At 34.2% G+C, this 20,149-nt stretch carries 13 protein-coding genes and 2 tRNA genes; 6 read left to right on the forward strand and 9 right to left on the reverse strand.

The annotated features are described in order from the left end of the window. Positions 1-115: 115 nt before the first annotated feature. The 8 genes from LNQ49_RS10800 to dnaE form a co-directional block, all read right to left on the reverse strand. Positions 116-943 (reverse strand): helix-turn-helix domain-containing protein, encoded by an 828-nt coding sequence (locus LNQ49_RS10800; RefSeq protein WP_229988817.1) that lies wholly within the window; start codon positions 941-943, stop codon positions 116-118. A gap of 123 nt (positions 944-1,066) precedes the next feature. Further along, positions 1,067-1,140 (reverse strand) — tRNA-Asp (locus tag LNQ49_RS10805). Positions 1,141-1,431: 291 nt separating this feature from the next. Next, positions 1,432-1,505: transfer RNA gene (locus LNQ49_RS10810), tRNA-Asp, on the reverse strand. Positions 1,506-1,591: 86 nt separating this feature from the next. Next, on the reverse strand, positions 1,592-2,518 hold the full coding sequence (locus tag LNQ49_RS10815) for a DUF58 domain-containing protein (RefSeq protein WP_229988818.1): 927 nt from the start codon (positions 2,516-2,518) through the stop codon (positions 1,592-1,594). Positions 2,519-2,523: 5 nt separating this feature from the next. Next, on the reverse strand, positions 2,524-5,094 hold the full coding sequence (locus tag LNQ49_RS10820; RefSeq protein WP_229988819.1) for a M1 family metallopeptidase: 2,571 nt from the start codon (positions 5,092-5,094) through the stop codon (positions 2,524-2,526). 90 nt (positions 5,095-5,184) lie between these two features. Further along, positions 5,185-5,502 carry a thioredoxin gene (gene trxA, locus LNQ49_RS10825; protein WP_071184740.1) on the reverse strand — a complete coding sequence of 106 codons (318 nt, stop codon included), beginning with the start codon at positions 5,500-5,502 and terminating at the stop codon, positions 5,185-5,187. Positions 5,503-5,859: 357 nt separating this feature from the next. Further along, complete coding sequence (locus tag LNQ49_RS10830; protein ID WP_229988820.1) at positions 5,860-6,777, reverse strand: outer membrane beta-barrel protein; 918 nt, start codon at positions 6,775-6,777, stop codon at positions 5,860-5,862. Positions 6,778-6,955: 178 nt separating this feature from the next. Further along, complete coding sequence (dnaE, locus tag LNQ49_RS10835) at positions 6,956-11,485, reverse strand: DNA polymerase III subunit alpha (protein ID WP_229988821.1); 4,530 nt, start codon at positions 11,483-11,485, stop codon at positions 6,956-6,958. A 325-nt stretch (positions 11,486-11,810) separates the two neighbouring features. On the opposite strand from dnaE, the gene LNQ49_RS10840 reads away from it, so the two are divergent. Both LNQ49_RS10840 and LNQ49_RS10845 read left to right on the forward strand, forming a co-directional pair. Continuing rightward, positions 11,811-13,334 carry a T9SS type A sorting domain-containing protein gene (locus tag LNQ49_RS10840; protein ID WP_229988822.1) on the forward strand — a complete coding sequence of 508 codons (1,524 nt, stop codon included), beginning with the start codon at positions 11,811-11,813 and terminating at the stop codon, positions 13,332-13,334. A 2-nt stretch (positions 13,335-13,336) separates the two neighbouring features. Further along, positions 13,337-14,107, forward strand: coding sequence for an outer membrane beta-barrel protein (locus LNQ49_RS10845; RefSeq protein ID WP_229988823.1), 771 nt, complete (start codon positions 13,337-13,339; stop codon positions 14,105-14,107). A 109-nt stretch (positions 14,108-14,216) separates the two neighbouring features. On the opposite strand, the gene LNQ49_RS10850 is transcribed toward LNQ49_RS10845, so the two are convergent. Then, positions 14,217-14,636 (reverse strand): DUF417 family protein, encoded by a 420-nt coding sequence (locus LNQ49_RS10850; RefSeq protein WP_229988824.1) that lies wholly within the window; start codon positions 14,634-14,636, stop codon positions 14,217-14,219. Positions 14,637-15,191: 555 nt separating this feature from the next. Here LNQ49_RS10850 and leuC point away from each other — a divergent pair. The 4 genes from leuC to leuB all read left to right on the forward strand — a co-directional run bounded on the left by leuC (position 15,192) and on the right by leuB (position 20,104). Further along, entirely contained in the window at positions 15,192-16,586 is a 1,395-nt protein-coding gene (gene leuC / locus LNQ49_RS10855; RefSeq protein ID WP_229988825.1) for a 3-isopropylmalate dehydratase large subunit, read from the forward strand. Positions 16,587-16,682: 96 nt separating this feature from the next. Continuing rightward, the gene (gene leuD, locus LNQ49_RS10860) at positions 16,683-17,279 is read left to right on the forward strand and encodes a 3-isopropylmalate dehydratase small subunit (protein ID WP_229988826.1); all 597 of its coding nucleotides are present in this window, start codon (positions 16,683-16,685) and stop codon (positions 17,277-17,279) included. A 131-nt stretch (positions 17,280-17,410) separates the two neighbouring features. Next, on the forward strand, positions 17,411-18,931 hold the full coding sequence (locus LNQ49_RS10865) for an alpha-isopropylmalate synthase regulatory domain-containing protein (RefSeq protein WP_229988827.1): 1,521 nt from the start codon (positions 17,411-17,413) through the stop codon (positions 18,929-18,931). Positions 18,932-19,042: 111 nt separating this feature from the next. After that, positions 19,043-20,104, forward strand: a complete 1,062-nt coding sequence (leuB, locus tag LNQ49_RS10870) for a 3-isopropylmalate dehydrogenase (RefSeq protein ID WP_229988828.1) — start codon at positions 19,043-19,045, stop codon at positions 20,102-20,104. The last annotated feature ends 45 nt before the right edge of the window (positions 20,105-20,149 follow it).

Below are 20,149 nucleotides of genomic sequence, written 5' to 3' on the forward strand. Positions count from 1 at the left end.
GTTTCACCTAATTATGCTCACGCAGATTCAGTAGATATAACAGAAAAAAAAGATTTTATTTAAAAATCCGCCAGCGCAACTCATTTTTTACACTTTACATTTCACCATTCACACTTTACAGCTTCCCTTTTTTCAAAATATTTTCTCCTTTAAGATAATCCGAAGGGCGTTGACCTAGAATTTTAAAAAATGTATTACTAAAGGTGGGTACACTGGTATAGCCCACTTCTTCTGCTACTTCTTTTACAGATAATCTTCTATCAAGAAGAAGTTCAATTGCTTTTAATACTCTTCTAATTGTATAATATTGGATAAAAGACATTCCTAGATCTTTCTGAAACAAACGGTATAGAGATTTCTCACTATATCCAAATTCATGAGCTACCACTCCAAACAAAATGGTCTCTCCTAGATTATTTTCGATATAACGCAAAATTTTACCCAAACGAGGATCTTTTGGCAGAGGTAATTCCAAAGGCAAATTGGTTAAACAGATTTGAGGTAGTATTGCTTTGATAACTTTAGCAATTGCAAAATTAGGACTGCCTTTTTTAAGATCACCATTCCATTGATTGGTAAAAAGCATCATTTGAAGCAATAAGTTATTGACTGGATAAATGCCTTCATTTTTATAAAAAGTATCCTCATCTTTTTCAATAGGAAAATATAGGTTTCGCATCATCACATTTTCAGACTTTGGATGAATGCTATGTTCTATTCCACTCGGAATCCATATAAAATGTCGTGCAGGCAAAAAATAGGTTTTAGTTTCTGTTGTTACAAAAACAACATCACCTTCAGCATAAAGAAATTGAGCTTTATTGTGTTTGTGTGTAGGAACAAACAATTCTCCCATCAAATCGTGATGACAGTAAATACTCTTTTTATCAGCATCTACTTTTTTGATGTAATACTTATCTACTTTATGTTTTGACTGCTCCATTGAAGTAAGTGAATATCGACAGCTATATTACGATATATAAATATAAGGAAGATAATTAAAAGAAGTGGAAATGCTTTAAAATAAAAAAAGCCTTTCCGTTAAGAAAGGCTTCTTCCAATATTGCGGTCTGGACGGGACTCGAACCCGCGACCCCATGCGTGACAGGCATGTATTCTAACCAACTGAACTACCAAACCCACTTGCTTTATTGTGGTGCAAAACTACAACAGAAGTTCTGATTCTACAAGCTTTTTTGCACTTTTTAATCAAATAAAAATGTTAATTTTTTAACACCTTGATTTCTATCAAAATAGAAAAACTGAAAGTTGTTTAAATCAAAAAAGCCATCCACAAAAGTGGAAAGCTTTTCATTGGTCTAACTACTAAACCCGGTCAGCTTACAAGGCCGACCAAACAACACAACTAATCTTAGATACCGTATTTGGGCAAAAAAGCCTTTCTATAAAGAAAGGCTTTCCCCAATATTGCGGTCTGGACGGGACTCGAACCCGCGACCCCATGCGTGACAGGCATGTATTCTAACCAACTGAACTACCAAACCTCTGCGTTATTGCGGTTGCAAAGATAGTATAGAATTTCGTTTCTGCAAGCCTTTTTTGAAAAAATATTTAATTATTTTTTGAATTATTATCCAAAGTTTTGTTTTTCAACCAAGTATGTCGTTAAAATTTTTTCGAAATTTTCACCTACTGCGACCGGAACATACTTAATTCGGTTCTGAGCACAGGTTAAAGCCAATCGTTTAAAGTAACTCTCCACCTCTTTTTCGTATTCTACTTTCACATTATCTGCAAAAACAGCTACTTCTTCCCCCGTTTCCAAGTCTATAAATTTGCGGGGAGCATTATCAAAATCAAATTTTACTTCAGTTTCCTTATCTATTACATGAAATAGGACCACTTTATGTTTATTATGCTTAAGATGTTGCAATGCATTAAACAATAGCTCTTCATTTTCTGACTGAAACATATCTGTAAAAACAATAATCATCGAACGCCTGTGGATTTTCTCTGCTATCTGATGCAAATAGGTAATGGTATCCGTTTTTTTACTTGTCTTAGGTTTCTCTAAAAGCTCCTCTAGCTTATTAAGCAACATTCTATGATGACGGTCACTACCCTTTTCAGGCGCATAATACTCATAACTATCCGAAAACACACTCAAACCTACTGCATCACGTTGTTTCTTCAATATATTCATTAAAACTGCTGAAGCCAAAACCGAAAAACCTATTTTATTCTCATAAAAAGATTGATTTGATTTTAAATCAGGATAATGCATCGATGCTGAATTATCTATTATCAAATGACAACGCAAATTAGTTTCTTCTTCAAATCGCTTTGCATACAGTCGATCCGTCTTAGCAAACAGCTTCCAATCGATATGTTTTGTGCTTTCTCCAACATTATACACCTTGTGCTCAGCAAATTCTGCCGAGAAACCATGAAATGGGCTTTTATGCATTCCCGAAATAAACCCTTCCACAACCTGATTTGCCAACATCTCAAGATGCTGAAAACTAGAAATCTTCTCTATTTGCGACTCAATCTTCATTCGGTTTATTTTTTTATTTTTTGTGCACGGTACAAATCATCTGTCGCTTGCAATAATTTTCTCTTTAATATTGGACTAAAATTAGGGTTTTCCTTCAGAAACGTTTCTACTACATCAAAAGCATATTTTGACGAGTATCTTCCAATTGTATTATTAAGCCAATCCTTTGGAAAGAATATATCTCCCGTACGTTGAATTTCAGTTACTAAATCCAAACAAAAACGAAGATGTTTTTTAGCACTTTCCTGACGCAATGGATGATGAATATTCCCTAAAGCTGATGAAACCCAAGTTTCTTTCTCTCTATTTTTATCCTCATTTAAAGATAACATAAACGCATCTCTAACAGAATCATCTTTTGATAAAGAAGGAAGCAAAAACTCAAATCTCTTTTGTTTATCAGGATTACTAATATCTAACTTTGTCTTACTTAGAATCTCATCTGCTTTTTGATGTTTAAATATAGCCAAATTCATAGCTATACCTGTATAATCATCCTCATTTAATTTTAGATTCGGAATAGCATTTTCTTTATTCCATATTTGATATAATTTTTCTTTACCTGAATCTGAATAAGCAATAGAACTAAACAACCCAAACAGCGTTTTTTTAATATTTTTAGGCAAATCTGTCCCTAAACGCTCATAAGTTACCTTTTCAAGTTGCTCTTGGCTGGCGCTTTGTTGTTGCTCTGTTAGAAATTTCCAAAAAATAGTATTTAACTGATTTGACAAAACTTTAATAACCAATTCGTTTTGCTCCACTTTGATTCCTTCAAGACAGGAATCAAACACCTTTACTGGCGAAACAACACCAGCCAACATATTCTCATAAAGGTTAATATAACTATACGCTCTTGCAACCTCGTCTTTGATTGTCGGAATATAATTTAGATTAGCTGCATCTACAGGAAAAATACCATAACCAAAACCATTATAATTATATATAATTGTAGTTGGCTTTGACAAGCCTAAAACATTTTCCACCTTAGTAGTCTTATCTTTTACCGCAACTTTAATCACCTTAACACCATCAGGGTACACCAATCCAATATCAAAAATTTGTGGCCAAAGGCTCTTTGATTTATCCTCTGCCTCCTGATCAATCTCAAAACTTTTTATACGACCTTTAGAATCATATCCGATACGACTCGCAAGAATTGGTCTCCCAGATTTATTAACCCACACATCACTCCATTTCTTCATATCCAGTGGTGTTTCAGCATCCAGAATTTCAACTAAATTCTCCCAATTCGCATTATCATTAGCATACTTCTGAATATATTTCTGAATCCCTTTTCTAAACGCTTCCTCCCCCATTGAAACCTCTAATTGTCTCATCATGATTGGCGCTTTATTATAAATAATACTTCCATAAAGCGATCCTGCATTTTTAAGATTAGCTAATTTTTGTTTAATAGGATGCGTTCCTGCAGATCGATCCTCTGCATAAGCACTAGGATAATGAGCCGTTAAGAACTGCAAACCATGATTTACCTTTGGAAAAATTGGATTCATAATCTTATCCGCCATGAAGTTGGCAAAAACCTCTTTCATCCAAACATCATCAAACCATTTCATAGTTACCAAATCACCAAACCACATATGAGCCGTTTCGTGAGCAATTAATTTAGCACGATTTAACTTTTCACTATCAGTCGCACTATTATCCAAAAACAAAGAAGACTCTCGATACTGGATCGCTCCCACATGTTCCATTCCTCCATATTGAAAAACAGGAATTGAGGCAAAATCTAATTTCTGAAAAGGAAATGGATATTGCGTATAGCGCTCCAAGAAACCCAAAGACTGCTGATGTAAATCAAAAATAGTATCAGTACTCGCCTTAATTTTATCTAGATTATTTTCTCTATACAACATCGTCATTACTCTAGTACCACTAGGATTTTCAGTAACTCGTTTAAACTCTCCAGCTACAAACGAAAACAAGTAGGTACTCATTTTATCTGATTTACCAAACCTGTAAGTAACCGCTTCCCCACCTTCAATCTTCTCTTTTACCGAGGCACCTGCTAGAACAGACCAATCTTTTGGTACTGTAAGGGCAAGAATATAAGTAGCTTTAATATCAGGCTGATCAAAACAAGGAAATAATGTACTAGCTCTATCTGGAACCAATAAAGTATATAGAAAATCATCATTTCTATTCAACGATAAGTTCCCGGCTATAAATGAAATTTCAACTTTATTATCACCTACCACTAAGCTCTTATCAGAAATAACGATATGCTCTTTTTCATGTATAATGGCTACTTTTTTACCATTTACAAGAACAGATTTTAGGTTTTCAGATTTCTCATTAAAATCCAAATACAACGAACGACTTAAATCCGATAATTTAAATTCTACAACAAGATTTGATTCAATTTCTTGACTTTTTTTATCCGGAATTACAAATGACAAATCATAAGATACATTAGAAATTTGTTGTTTTCTAAAAACTGCCAATTCCTCCGAAACTCCTCTTTCTAATAAAAAATCATTCTTTTTTACAGATTGTGACCAACAAGAACTAGTTAAAATAAAGAAACCAAGAAAGTAATAAATAAATTTCATTTTAAGATGTGTATTGATATTCGTTAAAAATAAAAAAAAGGTTTGACTTTCGCCAAACCTTTTTTTATATAAATTAATAATCGGAATCGATTACAACAATGCGTCTAAACTATCTGCGTAAGTTTGTTTCGGAGCAACTCCTACTTGTTTACCTACTACTTCACCATTATGAAAAACCAAAACAGTTGGAATATTACGCACACCATATTTTGCAGCAAATTCTTGATTTGCATCTACGTCTACTTTTCCTACTACTACTTTTCCATCATATTCATTGCTTAACTCGTCAATGATTGGACCAACCATTCTACAAGGTCCACACCATGCAGCCCAAAAGTCAACCATAACTGGTTTATCTGATTTCAAAACTACTTCTTCAAAAGTAGCATCTGTTATTGCTAAAGCCATATTCTTTTTTGTTTAAAGTTTAACCCTCAGACATCGCTTCGGGGGACAGTTTTTAATGAGTTTCAAACTCGAGTACAAATTTAGAAATTTAAAATCAATTCACCTCTATTTCTAAATTAGTTTTCATTATAAACGCATTGCAAATATTTATACTCCTTTTTGTTTTTCAATTCTTTTTTGAAGCTCAACCTGCTATCCGCTATATCTTTTACAACTTAAAGAAAGCTGCAAAAGGATATCGCTCCTATCAGGGCTAAACATGTACATAACAGGAACTGTTTCTTTAATTTACCTACAACAAAAAAGAGGATATTCTTTCGAACATCCTCTTTTTCAAAAACTAAAAAAATAAAAATATTATAAGTTATATCTAAGACCTAAAGTCAAACCTAAACCACTAATACCAACATAAGAACTTAACTCATCTGTAGGTTTATTTTGATCTAGTCCATTAGGATTTGTCAAAGCATTATTAGAAGTTGTATTCAAAGAATTTCCATAATTAGTATGAATCTGTGCTGTAGTTCTTGTTGCTAAAGCATCGTTGCCATTAACTGTAAATTCTGTGGTTTCTTTAGTTTTTCCGTGTACAGTAAAGTTACGGTATTCTAATTCAGCAAATGCAGCGATATTTTTTCCTAATTTATAAGATGTTCCTAAAGCTGCCACAAAACCAACAGTTGGATTTGGTTTTACTTTATCAACACTATGAACCGCCATAGTTGCAGGATTAGCTACACCAGTTGGCGCAACTGCATCTGTGGTAATTTTAAGATCTCCATGAATTGGAATCAACACACCTACTTTTGTATATGGTTCAAATCCATGAGCTTTTCCTAAATACATAACTAAAGCAGGAGCAAGATCAAATGCTTTAATTTCTCCCTCAGAACTAAAATTATAAATAGGCTTTCCTCCAGAAATAAAAATTTGGTCTGTAGTAGTTCTCGCCATTGTTTTACTATTACTAGTGTAATAATTGATTCCCATCTCAACTCCTAAACGAGCCGAAAAACGGTACCCTGCAGTAACTCCTGTTCTAAAACCTTCACCAAAAGAACCTGTAACACTTTCTTCAGAAACTAATTTCCCTCCTACATAAGTTCTATCCAAAGGAAGATTTCCTCCTACAGTAGGAAACTCAGTAGCTGCAGTTTGCAAGAAATAAGATCCACCTAATTTAAAGTACCAGCTTTCATGTTCTTTTGTTTCAGTTTGAGCTACCATTGTCATAGAACAAACCATCATTCCTAATAAAAAAAGATTCTTTTTCATAATTTTTTTCTTAAATAATTTATTTAGTATAAAATAATTTAACAGAATGTTCTCTTTTGCTTTTGGGGCAATGGGAGCGCAATCGTTGTAATTGAGAACAATAATACTAAAAAATTAGTATGCATGCATAATTATACCGTTAAAAAAATGCATTATTTAAAATTTTAACTATAAATCTTTAATTTAACTTGAAATTTACCTGCATTTTCTCCAATTCTTGCAATAACTCATTACTGATTTTCACTTTTAGCCTTCTACTTGGCATAGTCAGCTTCGTAACTACGTTTATTTCCTCAACCTCAGTAACTTCCGCTGTTTTAGCACTCATAGCATCATCGCCATCTTCATTTTCATCTACAAAAACTGCATCGTCAGCCTCCTCAAACTCAGTCGTAGTCTCAACCAAGCGCTTTATTTTTTCTAATTCCATGATTTCAAAAGTCACTGTATTATCCCCTTTATTCTCGTTAAATAACTGGCTCAACTTATGAATAAACTCTGTTTGCAAATCTTTTATGTTCAACAACAAAATCAATTTCTTAGCAAAAGCTTCTAAAATATCTTGTAATTGTCTGATTTCAACAAACTGTAATCTTGGATCAGATTTTTTACCAGTATCGTGATTTACCCAACCATCTTTAATTAACACCTTCAAGAAAGCAAAGTTATTTTGAATCAAGAAATGGCGAAATTTCAAGTATTCTTCACCAAAAATTTTGAATTCATAACTTTCATCATATCCTTCTAAATTAAATATTGCCCAACCTTTTCCATTTTTAGCGACACGATGCTGCACGTTATTTATAATTCCAGCAAAATTTAGATTTTTACCAACATATTCATTCATGCTTTTCAAGGCTTCTAATCTGGCATTACAGAAATATTTCATCTCAAATCTAAAATCATCTAATGGGTGTCCTGAGATATAAATCCCAACAACATCTTTCTCTTTGGCCAATTTTTCCATCGTACTCCAATCTTCACAAGGAGGTATCACTGGCTCAGCGATTTGCACCTCACTAGTTTCTCCAAACAAACTCACTTGTGATGAATTTTCATTTTCTTGAAACTTCGATCCATAACGAATTGCCTTTTCATAAAAAGTAATTCCATCACCATCATCATGAAAATATTGCGCTCTCGTCGTTCCTTCAAATGAATCAAATCCACCAGCAAGAGCCAAATTTTCAATTGCTTTTTTATTAGCCGCACGCAAATCTATTCGTTTAGCCAAATCAAAAATCGATTTATATTTACCTTCTTTTCTACTTTCTACAATTGTTGCTACAGCTCCAGAACCAACTCCTTTAATGGCTCCCATTCCAAAACGTACTGCATATTCATCATTTACAGTGAATTTATAAAACGACTCATTTACATCTGGTCCTAAAACCTGTAATCCCATTCGTTTACATTCCTCCATAAAAAACGAAACCTGCTTGATATCATTCATATTATTCGAAAGAACCGCCGCCATATATTCTGCAGGATAATGCGCTTTTAAATAAGCCGTTTGATATGCAATCCAAGCATAGCAAGTCGAGTGTGATTTATTAAAGGCATAACTCGCAAAAGCTTCCCAGTCTTTCCAAATCTTCTCTAGCACTTTTGCATCATGTCCTTTTGCAGCAGCTTGCTCCACAAACTTAGGCTTCATTTTATCCAGTACTTCCTTTTGCTTCTTACCCATCGCTTTACGCAAAACGTCGGCCTCACCTTTTGTAAAACCAGCCAGCGATTGTGACAAAAGCATTACCTGCTCTTGGTAAACCGTAATTCCGTAGGTTTCTCCCAAATATTCCTCACAGGCATCTAAATCGTATTTGATTTCTTCTTCTCCATTTTTTCTTCGAACAAATGATGGAATATACTCTAATGGTCCTGGACGATATAAGGCATTCATCGCAATTAAATCTCCAAAAACCGTTGGCTTAAGATCCTTCATGTATTTCTGCATTCCAGGTGACTCATATTGGAAGATACCAACCGTTTCTCCTCTTTGGAAAAGCGCATAGGTTTCAACATCGTCAATCGGAAATTCATCTGGATTTAAGTCAATTCCGTTTCTATATTTTACCAGCTTTACCGTATCTTTTATCAATGTAAGGGTCTTCAGACCCAAGAAGTCCATTTTAAGTAATCCGGCACTTTCTGCAACCGAGTTATCAAACTGTGTTACATATAAATCAGAATCTTTGGCAGTTGTAACCGGAACGAAATTCGTAATATCCGATGGTGTAATAATTACCCCACAGGCATGAATTCCGGTATTTCGCATCGATCCCTCAAGGATTTTTGCTTGTTGAATTGTCTCACCAGCCAAATCATCTTCATTGGCAATAGCAATTAATTCTTTTATATTATCAAACTCATCTGAACGAAGTGCTTTTTTAACCTCATCTTCACTTTCTGAAATAAAACGTGCCAAATTCCATTTTGACGGCATCATTCCCGGAATCAGTTTTGCAATCCTATCAGCTTCAAACAATGGTAAATCTAATACACGAGCCGTATCACGAATCGCCGATTTGGTTGCCATTTTACCATAAGTAATAATTTGCGCAACCTGATTTTTACCATATTTATTGATTACATAATCCATAACTCGACCACGACCCTCATCATCAAAATCGATATCAATATCGGGCATGGATACACGATCGGGATTAAGGAAACGCTCAAAAAGCAAATCATACTTAATGGGGTCAATATTGGTAATTCCTAAACAATATGCCACTGCTGAACCTGCAGCAGATCCACGCCCCGGCCCTACCGAAACATCCATGTTTCGAGCCTCAGCAATGAAATCCTGACAAATCAAAAAGTAACCCGGATACCCAGAATTCGAAATCGTTAATAACTCAAAGTCCAAACGTTCCTGAATAGATTCTGTAATTTCACCATATCGCCTCTTCGCACCTGTCATAGTAAGGTGTCGCAGATATTTATTTTCACCACGTACACCGCCATCTGCTTCATCTTCTACTACTAAAAATTCCTCAGGAATATCAAACTTTGGAAGTAATACATCACGATAAAGTGAATAAATTTCGACTTTATCTACGATTTCCTGAATATTTATAATAGCTTCTGGCAAATCCATAAAGAGCTTTTTCATCTCTTCTGGCGACTTATAATAGTACTCCTGATTTGGTAATCCGTAACGATAGCCACGACCACGACCAATTGGAGTGGCTTGTTTTTCACCATCTTTTACACACAATAAAATATCGTGCGCATTGGCATCTTCTTTATTTAAATAATAAGTATTATTGGTCGCAATTAACTTCACATTGTGTTTCTGAGAAAACTCAATCAAGGTTTTGTTCACCCGATTCTCATCTTCCTGATTGTGACGCATAACTTCTAGATAGAAATCATCTCCAAATTGTTCTTTCCACCAAATCAAAGCTTCTTCAGCTTGATTTTCACCGATATTCAAAATTTTACTCTGAATCTCTCCATACAAATTCCCAGACAAAACCATGATGTCTTCTTTGTATTGCTCGACAATTTTTCGATCAATTCTAGGAACATAATAAAATCCGTCTGTAAAAGCAATCGACGACATTTTAGCTAGATTGTGATACCCTTTTTTATTTTTAGCCAACAGTACAATCTGATTACCATTGTCCTTTTTACTCTTATCTAAGTGATTATCACAAACATTGAATTCGCAACCCACAATCGGTTTTATTTCAGTTTCTGTTGGTTCTTCACCACTTTCTACTAAAGCTTTATTCTTACCTGATGCAGCTTTATTATGATTCATAACGGCGCTCACAAAGTGAAAAGCCCCCATCATATTTCCAGTATCCGTCATAGCAACGGCTGGCATTCCATTTTTAGCTGTAGCCGCAACAATATTCCCAATACCTATAGTCGATTGTAAAACCGAAAACTGGGTATGATTATGCAAATGCGAATATTTAGCTGCTTTAAAATCTTCTAAATCTGACTCTGAAACTGTTGCTTGTTTATCATCTGATTCAAAAGCTCTTAATTGCTCTCTGATTTTATCAGAAGCTGCTTTTAAATTGATATGTTTTAGACCAATAAGTTTGATCTCCTGAGGGTTTTTATTTTGAAATTCTCCAAAATAATCCTTCGGAACATCTAATTCTTCTTTGGTAAAAACTTCTCTTCTTATTAATTCAAGAAAACAACGTGTAGTTGCCTCAACATCGGCTGTTGCGTTGTGCGCTTCTGCAAAAGGTTTATTAAAAAGATAACTATGTAGCTCTGTTAATGTTGGCAATTTAAATCTTCCTCCACGTCCTCCTGGCAGTTGCAATAACGAAGCCGTAACCTCGGTACAAGTATCAAGAACCGGCATAGTGCTCATAGGTGAATCAACACCCATTCGGTGAAATTCAGCTCCCATAATATTAACATCGAAACCTAAATTCTGACCTACAATAAATTTAGTTTTACTTAATGCAATATTAAATTTCTCTAAAACTTCTTGTAATGAAATTCCATCGGCTTCAGCCAACTCAGTAGAAATTCCGTGAATACGCTCTGCATCATACGGAATATTAAATCCATCTGGCTTAACCAGATAATCCTGATGCTCTATAAGTTTCCCCATATCATCGTGCAACTGCCATGCTATTTGAATACAGCGAGGCCAGTTGTCTGAATCAGTAATAGGTGCGTCCCAACGTTTAGGTAGTCCAGTAGTTTCGGTATCGAATATTAAGTACATAGTTTTCTTTAAAAGACAATTTTTAAAATTCCAAATTCCAATTATCTCTATTCTAAATCCCTGATAACAAGAACTAAATAAAAGCGCTGGATGGAAAATGGAGGAACTACAAATTTAGTCTTTTTTTGAGCTATTAAAAAAGGAAGTTATCAACAAGGGAGAGCAAAATGACAACTTAAAAATAAAGATACACATCGCAACAAAAACAGATTTTTCTGTCCAAAACAGATAATATAGTATTGAAATAGAGTAAGAAAATACAACAAAAAACAATGTAGCACAAGTTACTTTTGCCCCTTTAATCTCTAAAAGAAATTAATTTAATATGAAAAAAACTTTAGTTTTTTGTTTTAGTGTATTAATCACTAATTTTTTAATTGCTCAGCAATCAGTTACTATAAGTGGACCAGCGTCTGTAGAAGTAGGAGTCCCTTATAATTATACCTTTGAATTTAAACCTATTTACCCTTGGTTAAATGCTGTTCAAGCAGATGGTTATATTATTACAAATTGGATTGTTTCAACAGGAACAAATGGTAGTACAGGCTCTATTCCTGGATACATTGGAAACCCTAGTAATCAAAGTAGTTATCTTAATGATGGTACTTATAACAATTCAAACCCAAAAACAATCCCAATCCAATGGGGAAACAGTACTTATTTGAGTAGCGATAAGATAACTGTAAAGTTAAGTGGTATCTATATAAAAAAAAGCACTGGTCAACATATTGGGTATTTTAATTTCCAGCCACAAGCTGAACAATCGGTAACTGTGCAAAGGTTAATAAATCCTATTATTAGTGGAAATACATCTATATTAAACTGTAACCAAGCTCCTGTAACATATCTGGTATCTAATGCAACCAATGGGGATAGTTTCCAATGGGAAGTAACAAATGGCGCCGAAATTTCGGGTTCTAGTACGGTTACCTCGGTGATAGTAAAACCTCCTTTAACTGGAGATTTTAATGTAGGGTGTATAGTTAAAAGAACAGCTGCAAACATCAATTATTATGTCGGTACTGGTAACAAAATAACAAGAACATCACGTTCAGCAGTATGGTCAACTAATCCTGTTAATCAAACCTTTTTATGTAAAAGTTCTGGATTAATATTTTCAATCGACAATCAAACTGATATTGATAATGTGTTTTGGAATGCGCCAAATTGCACCATTTCAGTAGAAACTATTGTTAATGGTAAACGACAAGTTACCATCACACCAAATAGCTCTATAACTACCGGTTCAACATTGACAGTAAATGCAGTAGTTAATTTTGCAGGTGGATGTTCGGTAACAACACCGTCTAAAACATTTAATATTTCTGACAGTACAGCTCCTCCAATACCCGACGGGTATATTAAAGTTGAAGATTGGGACTGTTATAGTGATTCTGGTTTAAAGTTAACATTTGTACCTACAACTCCCTTCACCAATGGAAGCATAAGAGTTACTCCGTCTATAATGGCGCATCCTACTGTCTCAAGAAACATTAATGTTACTGTCACTTATACTAACTCCTGCACTGGAGCTATAGCTAGTAAAATATACTCCTTAGACACACCAACTCCTTGTTTTGAAGCAAGATTAACTCCAAAAAGTGAGATTTCAGAAATTATAATTTCACCAAATCCTACAAACGGAAATATTACAATAAAACTTCCAGAAATACTTTTTGGCAATTATCAGATTTTTAATCAAAATCAGAAATTAGTTCAAGAATCTAAATTCTACAATCAAGATGAATTGCAAATTGAGCTTTCAAGCAAACTAAAAGGAGGGATTTATATTTTAAAAGTAATAACTGAAAAAAATGTCTTAACGGGCAAAATAATTTTAAACAATTAAACATGAAAAACTTAGTAATTGCCATGATCTTAAGTATTTCCTTTGCGGGAAATGCTCAAGATATAACTGATTTGCAAGTTGGAATAAATTTGAATCCTTTCTTTTTCACTAGAATAAATTCAAACTTCCCTTATAATAAAGACAAACAAGATTTGCCAAATGGTTTTGGTTTTGGACTCACAATCGAAAAAAACTGGAATGACAGTTGGGGTGTAAAAACTGGGTTTGAATATTCGAAACAAAACGAAAAATACTTTTTTGATGTCGTTGGAGACAATACAAGTATAAAATCAAGTTTTGAGTATTATAAAACCCCCATAACTGTTCAATATTATTATCGCTTAAAAGAAAAATTATTTTTAACATTTAATCAAGGAATACAGTTTTCTTTTCTGAAATATTATAAAACAATTGCAGAAAATGAATATGAAATAAGAACACAAACTTCAGATTATAGTGAATATATTTCTTATCAACATCCAGAAAGAAATCAATATTATAGTGACGAAGGAAAAATGCACAAAAAAACTTTATTTGGTATAATTGGTTCAATTGGTTTAAAAGGTTTTCTGTCAGATAAAATTTCCTATTCTACAAATTTAAGATATGAATATGATTTCACTTCTGCAGATAATTTCCCTTACTATTCCGATACATCTGATTGGAATGATTCTGAAAAAACTACACATAATTTACGAATCGGGTTAGAATTAGGTCTGCAATATCATTTTTCAATAAATGATCGCTTTGATAAAAGCCCACATCGATTGTAAAGATTGGTAGCTATAATAATCAATCCAAATTATTAAAACTCGTTATGTTTTTGATAATTTGGATTGATTATTTTCTTTTATATTGAATGGTAGGTAAAATTTCTTCTATTTACCCCTTGCTTTTCGCATACACCATCAAAGAAATAGCCAAATATGGAATGTCTTTTAAAATAAAAAAATCAGTTACAGGAAAACCTTCAACCATTTTAAAAACTCCTGGAGTCGTAAATAAGAAACTTAATGTAGTAATAAAAATAACCATTGATGCCAAAGCTGAATACATGGCTATCTTTTTATTAAAAAAGGACAATGCCAATCCAATTCCCGTAACAACCTCAAAGACCCCTATTATATTTGAAACCTGTTGAACCGACATCACCTTATACATCCAACCCATAGCAAAATGATTTTCAACTAGTCCTTTTATCGCCCCAGCCTCTACAGCTGTAAACTTAAAAAGCCCAACCCAAAGTAAAATAATAACAGTTCCAAAAACACCAATTCTGTAAGCAATCTGATTCAAGTTCATAATTTTATATTTTTTTATTATTAGAAACTTCAATATTAATAGCTTATTCACAAACCAAATGTCAGATAGTTGTCATTATCACTCATTTTTACATCCAACTACATTATTGTTTTTATTTTCATTCTAAAAAACAGAAAAACTTTTTTTTGGATGTCGTAGTATTTAAACAAAGAACACACCTAAAAAAAACCTTCAGAAAATACATTTTATTGTCAGTCAAAAAAAAGAAACACAAACTAATAATCATTACTATTTTAGTGTACTTTCCCACATTAAAACCCAACAAACACCCTAAAAACCAGTAAAATACAACAAAAACAACAAATCCTCAACAGCAAAAGCAATTAGAATAATCTCAATCAAAAAAGAAAACAAAAAATCAAATCAAAATACAATTGCCAAACCAAAAACCAACAAAAACAATTAGCTAGCAATCTGTAAAACAGTTTGGGCATCGTATATAATCAAATATGCCAATTCTTGCATTTGTTTCTTTTTCTAATTTTGTTATCCTCTTATAATTACATGGAAATTACAATTAAAAAATAGTTAAAAATGAGTACTACATTATTCGACAAAGTATGGGATTCGCACGTAGTGCGTAAAATTGAAGATGGACCAGATGTGTTTTTCATTGACCGTCACTTCATTCATGAAGTTACAAGTCCTGTTGCTTTTTTAGGATTAAAATCCAGAGGCATCTCGGTTTTATACCCAGAACGCACTTTTGCAACTGCCGATCACAACACACCAACTATAAATCAACATTTACCTGTACAGGATGCTTTATCTGCTAACCAGTTAAAAGCACTTGAAGATAATGCAGCTGAATACGGAATTTCTCACTGGGGATTAGGCCATCAAAAAAATGGAATTGTTCACGTTGTAGGTCCTGAAAACGGAATTACACTACCAGGTGCAACTATAGTTTGTGGAGATTCACACACTTCAACTCACGGTGCTTTTGGAGCAATTGCTTTCGGAATAGGTACTTCTGAGGTTGAAATGGTTTTATCTACACAATGTATCATGCAACCGAAGCCAAAGAAAATGCGCATCAACGTAAATGGTGAATTAAGCAAAGGTGTTGGTCCAAAAGATGTTGCTCTTTATATTATTGCACAATTAACTACTTCAGGTGGCACAGGATATTTTGTTGAATACGCTGGAAACGTTTTTGAAAACATGTCTATGGAGGGTCGTATGACTGTTTGTAATTTAAGTATCGAAATGGGTGCTCGTGGAGGAATGATTGCTCCTGATCAAAAAACATTCGACTTTCTTGAAGGAAGATTATTTGCTCCAAAAGGGGAAGCATGGGACAAAGCTGTTGCATACTGGAAAACTTTAAAAACTGATGCTGATGCTGTTTTTGATGCAGAACTAAACATCAAAGCATCTGATATCGAACCAATGATTACTTATGGTACTAATCCTGGAATGGGAATTGGTATCTCTAAAAATATTCCGAACGCCAATCAAGTTGAAGGTGGTGAGGAAACCTACAAAAAATCTTTAGCCTATATGGGCTTTCACGAAAATGATGTAATGATTGGAAAACCAATTGACTTTGTTTTCTTAGGAAGTTGTACCAATGGTCGAATCGAAGACTTTAGAGCTTTTACCGAAATTGTAAAAGGTCGTAAAAAAGCCGACAATGTAACTGCTTGGCTAGTTCCTGGTTCTCACGTTGTTGAGGCACAAATTAAAGAAGAAGGTCTTTTAGATATTTTAACCGAAGCTGGCTTTGTATTACGTCAACCAGGTTGTTCAGCATGTTTAGCTATGAATGATGATAAAGTTCCTGCTGGAAAATATGCGGTAAGTACCTCTAACAGAAACTTCGAAGGTCGTCAAGGTCCTGGATCAAGAACACTTTTAGCTAGTCCAATTATGGCTGCCGCAGCTGCTGTTACTGGAAAACTAACTGACCCAAGAGAACTTTTTTAAATGACTTTATGCTTTAAGCATAAAACTCAATAACAAAATAAAAATGCTGTACAAAAAAGCTTACTACTTATTACCTACAGCCTAAAGCAAAAAACAATGGCATACGATAAATTTAACATACTTACTAGCAGTGCAGTACCACTGCCAATTGAAAACGTAGATACAGATCAAATTATTCCTGCACGTTTCTTGAAAGCTACAAAACGCGAAGGTTTTGGAGACAATCTTTTTAGAGACTGGAGATACAATGGAGATGATTCTCCAAAAACAGATTTTGTTTTAAACAATTCTACTTACTCAGGAAAAATTCTTGTTGGAGGAAAAAACTTTGGTTCTGGATCCTCTAGAGAACACGCCGCTTGGGCAGTTTACGATTACGGATTTCGCGCTGTAGTTTCTAGTTTCTTTGCAGACATCTTTAAAGGAAATTGTTTAAACATTGGAGTTTTACCTGTACAAGTTAGCCCTGAATTTGCTGATACAATCTTTAAAGCAATTGAAGCTGACCCTAAAACAGAGTTAGAAATTAATCTACCTGAACAGACAATTACTTTATTGGCAACTGGACAAAAAGAATCTTTTGCAATTAACGGCTACAAAAAGAACAATATGGTTAATGGCTTTGATGACATTGACTACCTACAAAACATAAAAGAAGATATCGTAGCTTTTGCTGATAAGCTTCCTTATTAAGACAACAAATAAAAGCAGTTACACTAGCTTCAGCTTTAATACTGGGCTAGCAACTGCTTTCATAATTTTTATTTCAAACCACTCTATACAATTTCAAACAAAAAGAAATAGGTATTAGCACCCAGTTTATAATGAAAAAAAGAAAAATTGAAATAATGGACACCACACTCCGTGATGGCGAACAAACATCGGGAGTGTCTTTTTCTGCTGCAGAAAAACTAACCATTGCACAATTACTATTAGAAGAATTAAATATTGATCGAATAGAAATTGCTTCGGCACGTGTGAGTGAAGGCGAATTTCAAGGCGTAAAAGGCATAATGTCTTGGGCTGAAGAAAGAGGATACACTAATCGAATCGAAGTTTTAACTTTTGTTGATGGCGGTCTTTCTATTGAATGGATGAAAAAATCAGGAGCTAAAGTTCAGAACTTACTGACCAAAGGATCTTTGAATCACCTAACGCATCAATTAAAAAAAACACCCGAACAACATTTTGCTGAAATTGCAGAAACTATTGCGTTAGCAAAAGAGAACAATATAGACACCAATGTTTATCTCGAAGATTGGAGCAATGGTATGCGCAATTCTCCCGAATATGTGTTTCAATATTTAGATTTTTTAACTCAACAACCTGTAAAAAGAATTTTGCTTCCAGACACGCTTGGTGTATTAATTCCATCACAGGCATTTGAATTTATTTCTAAAATCACAGCTAGATACCCTAACATTCATTTTGATTTTCATGCACATAACGATTATGACCTAAGTGTTGCCAATGTTATGGAAGCCATTAAAGGTGGTATCAAAGGACTTCACGTAACCGTAAACGGAATGGGGGAACGCGCTGGAAATGCTCCGCTCGAAAGTACTGTAGCTGTAATCAATGATTATTTACCCGAAGTGAGCATTAACATAAAAGAAACTTCTTTATATTCTGTTAGCAAACTAGTTGAAACGTTTACTGGATACCGAATTCCTGCCAACAAACCAATTGTAGGAGATAATGTTTTTACCCAGACAGCTGGAATTCATGCTGATGGAGACAATAAAAACAATTTATATTTTAATGACTTACTTCCAGAACGTTTTGGGAGAAAACGTAAATACGCCCTCGGAAAAACTTCTGGAAAAGCCAATATCGAAAAAAATCTTCAAGAATTAGGATTAAAACTAAACCAACAAGATTTAAAATTGGTTACCCAGCGTATTATAGAATTAGGCGACAAAAAAGAAACTGTTACCAAAGAAGATTTGCCATATATCATTTCTGACGTACTAGACAGTCATACGTATCAGGACAAAATTACGATTGATTCCTATATGCTAGTTCACTCTAAAGGAATGCGTCCATCAACAACACTATCCCTAAATTTAAATGGTGAAGTAATAGAAGAAAACGCCCAAGGCGATGGTCAGTTTGATGCCTTTATGAATGCATTGACTAAAATCTACAAAAGCAAAAAAATGACTTTGCCAAAACTGATTGATTATGCTGTTCGAATCCCTCCAGGAAGTAGTTCTGATGCTCTGTGTGAAACGATTATCACTTGGATTAACAACGGAAAAGAATTTAAAACAAGAGGATTAGATTCTGATCAAACGGTTGCTGCAATTATCGCTACACAAAAAATGCTTAATGTAACTACTTAAAAAAGATACAGAGGTTCAAAGAGACAAAGTCACAAAGGCTTACAACCAAACTACACTTTGCTTCTTTGAACCTTTGCATCTCTGAACCTTAAAAAATAAAACACCAAAATAATGAAATTTAACATAGCCCTTTTAGCAGGAGACGGAATTGGTCCTGAAGTAATTAATGAAGCTGTAAAATTATCTGATGCTATTGCAAAAAAATTCGATCACGAAATAACATGGACACCAGCACTTACAGGTGCTTGCGCAATTGATGCTGTTGGAGTTCCTTATCCAGATGAAACTCACGAAATCTGCATGAAAGCGGATGCAGTTTTATTTGGAGCAATTGGTCACCCAAAATACGATAATGATCCAAGCGCAGCTGTTCGACCTGAACAAGGATTATTGCTAATGCGTAAAAAACTAGGGTTATTTGCCAATGTTCGACCTACATTTACTTTCCCATCACTTATAGATAATTCTCCTTTAAAAAGAGAAAGAATTGAAGGAACTGATCTAGTTTTCCTAAGAGAATTAACTGGCGGAATTTACTTTGGAGAAAAAGGAAGAAAAGATGGTGGAGAAACTGCTTTTGACAATTGTGTTTACACTAGAGCTGAAGTACAACGTTTGGCAAAAAAAGGTTTCGAACTTGCAATGACTCGTAGCAAAAAATTATGTTGCGTAGATAAAGCAAACGTACTAGAAACATCTCGTTTATGGAGAGAAACCGTACAAGCAATGGAAAAAGACTATCCAGAGGTTACTGTTTCTTATGAGTTTGTAGATGCTGTTGCAATGCGATTGGTACAATGGCCAAACTCTTATGATGTATTAATTACAGAAAACTTATTTGGAGATATCTTAACTGATGAAGCATCTGTGATTTCAGGCTCAATGGGATTAATGCCTTCTGCATCTGTTGGAGAACACACTTCATTATATGAACCTATCCATGGTTCTTACCCACAAGCAACTGGACTAAATATTGCTAACCCATTAGCTACTGTATTATCTGCAGCTATGATGTTTGAAGATGCTTTTGGACTAAAAGACGAAGCTGAAGCAATTAGAGCGGTTGTTAACAAATCACTAGAACAAGGAATTGTTACAGAAGACTTAGCTCCAAAAGGAACCAAAGCATACAAAACCAGTGAAGTTGGAGATTGGTTAGTTGCTAATCTATAATATGTATTTTGGTAGCAGGTTATACAACTTGAAACAAAATTCTAT

Source organism: Flavobacterium pisciphilum (assembly GCF_020905345.1).
Classification (GTDB): domain Bacteria; phylum Bacteroidota; class Bacteroidia; order Flavobacteriales; family Flavobacteriaceae; genus Flavobacterium; species Flavobacterium pisciphilum.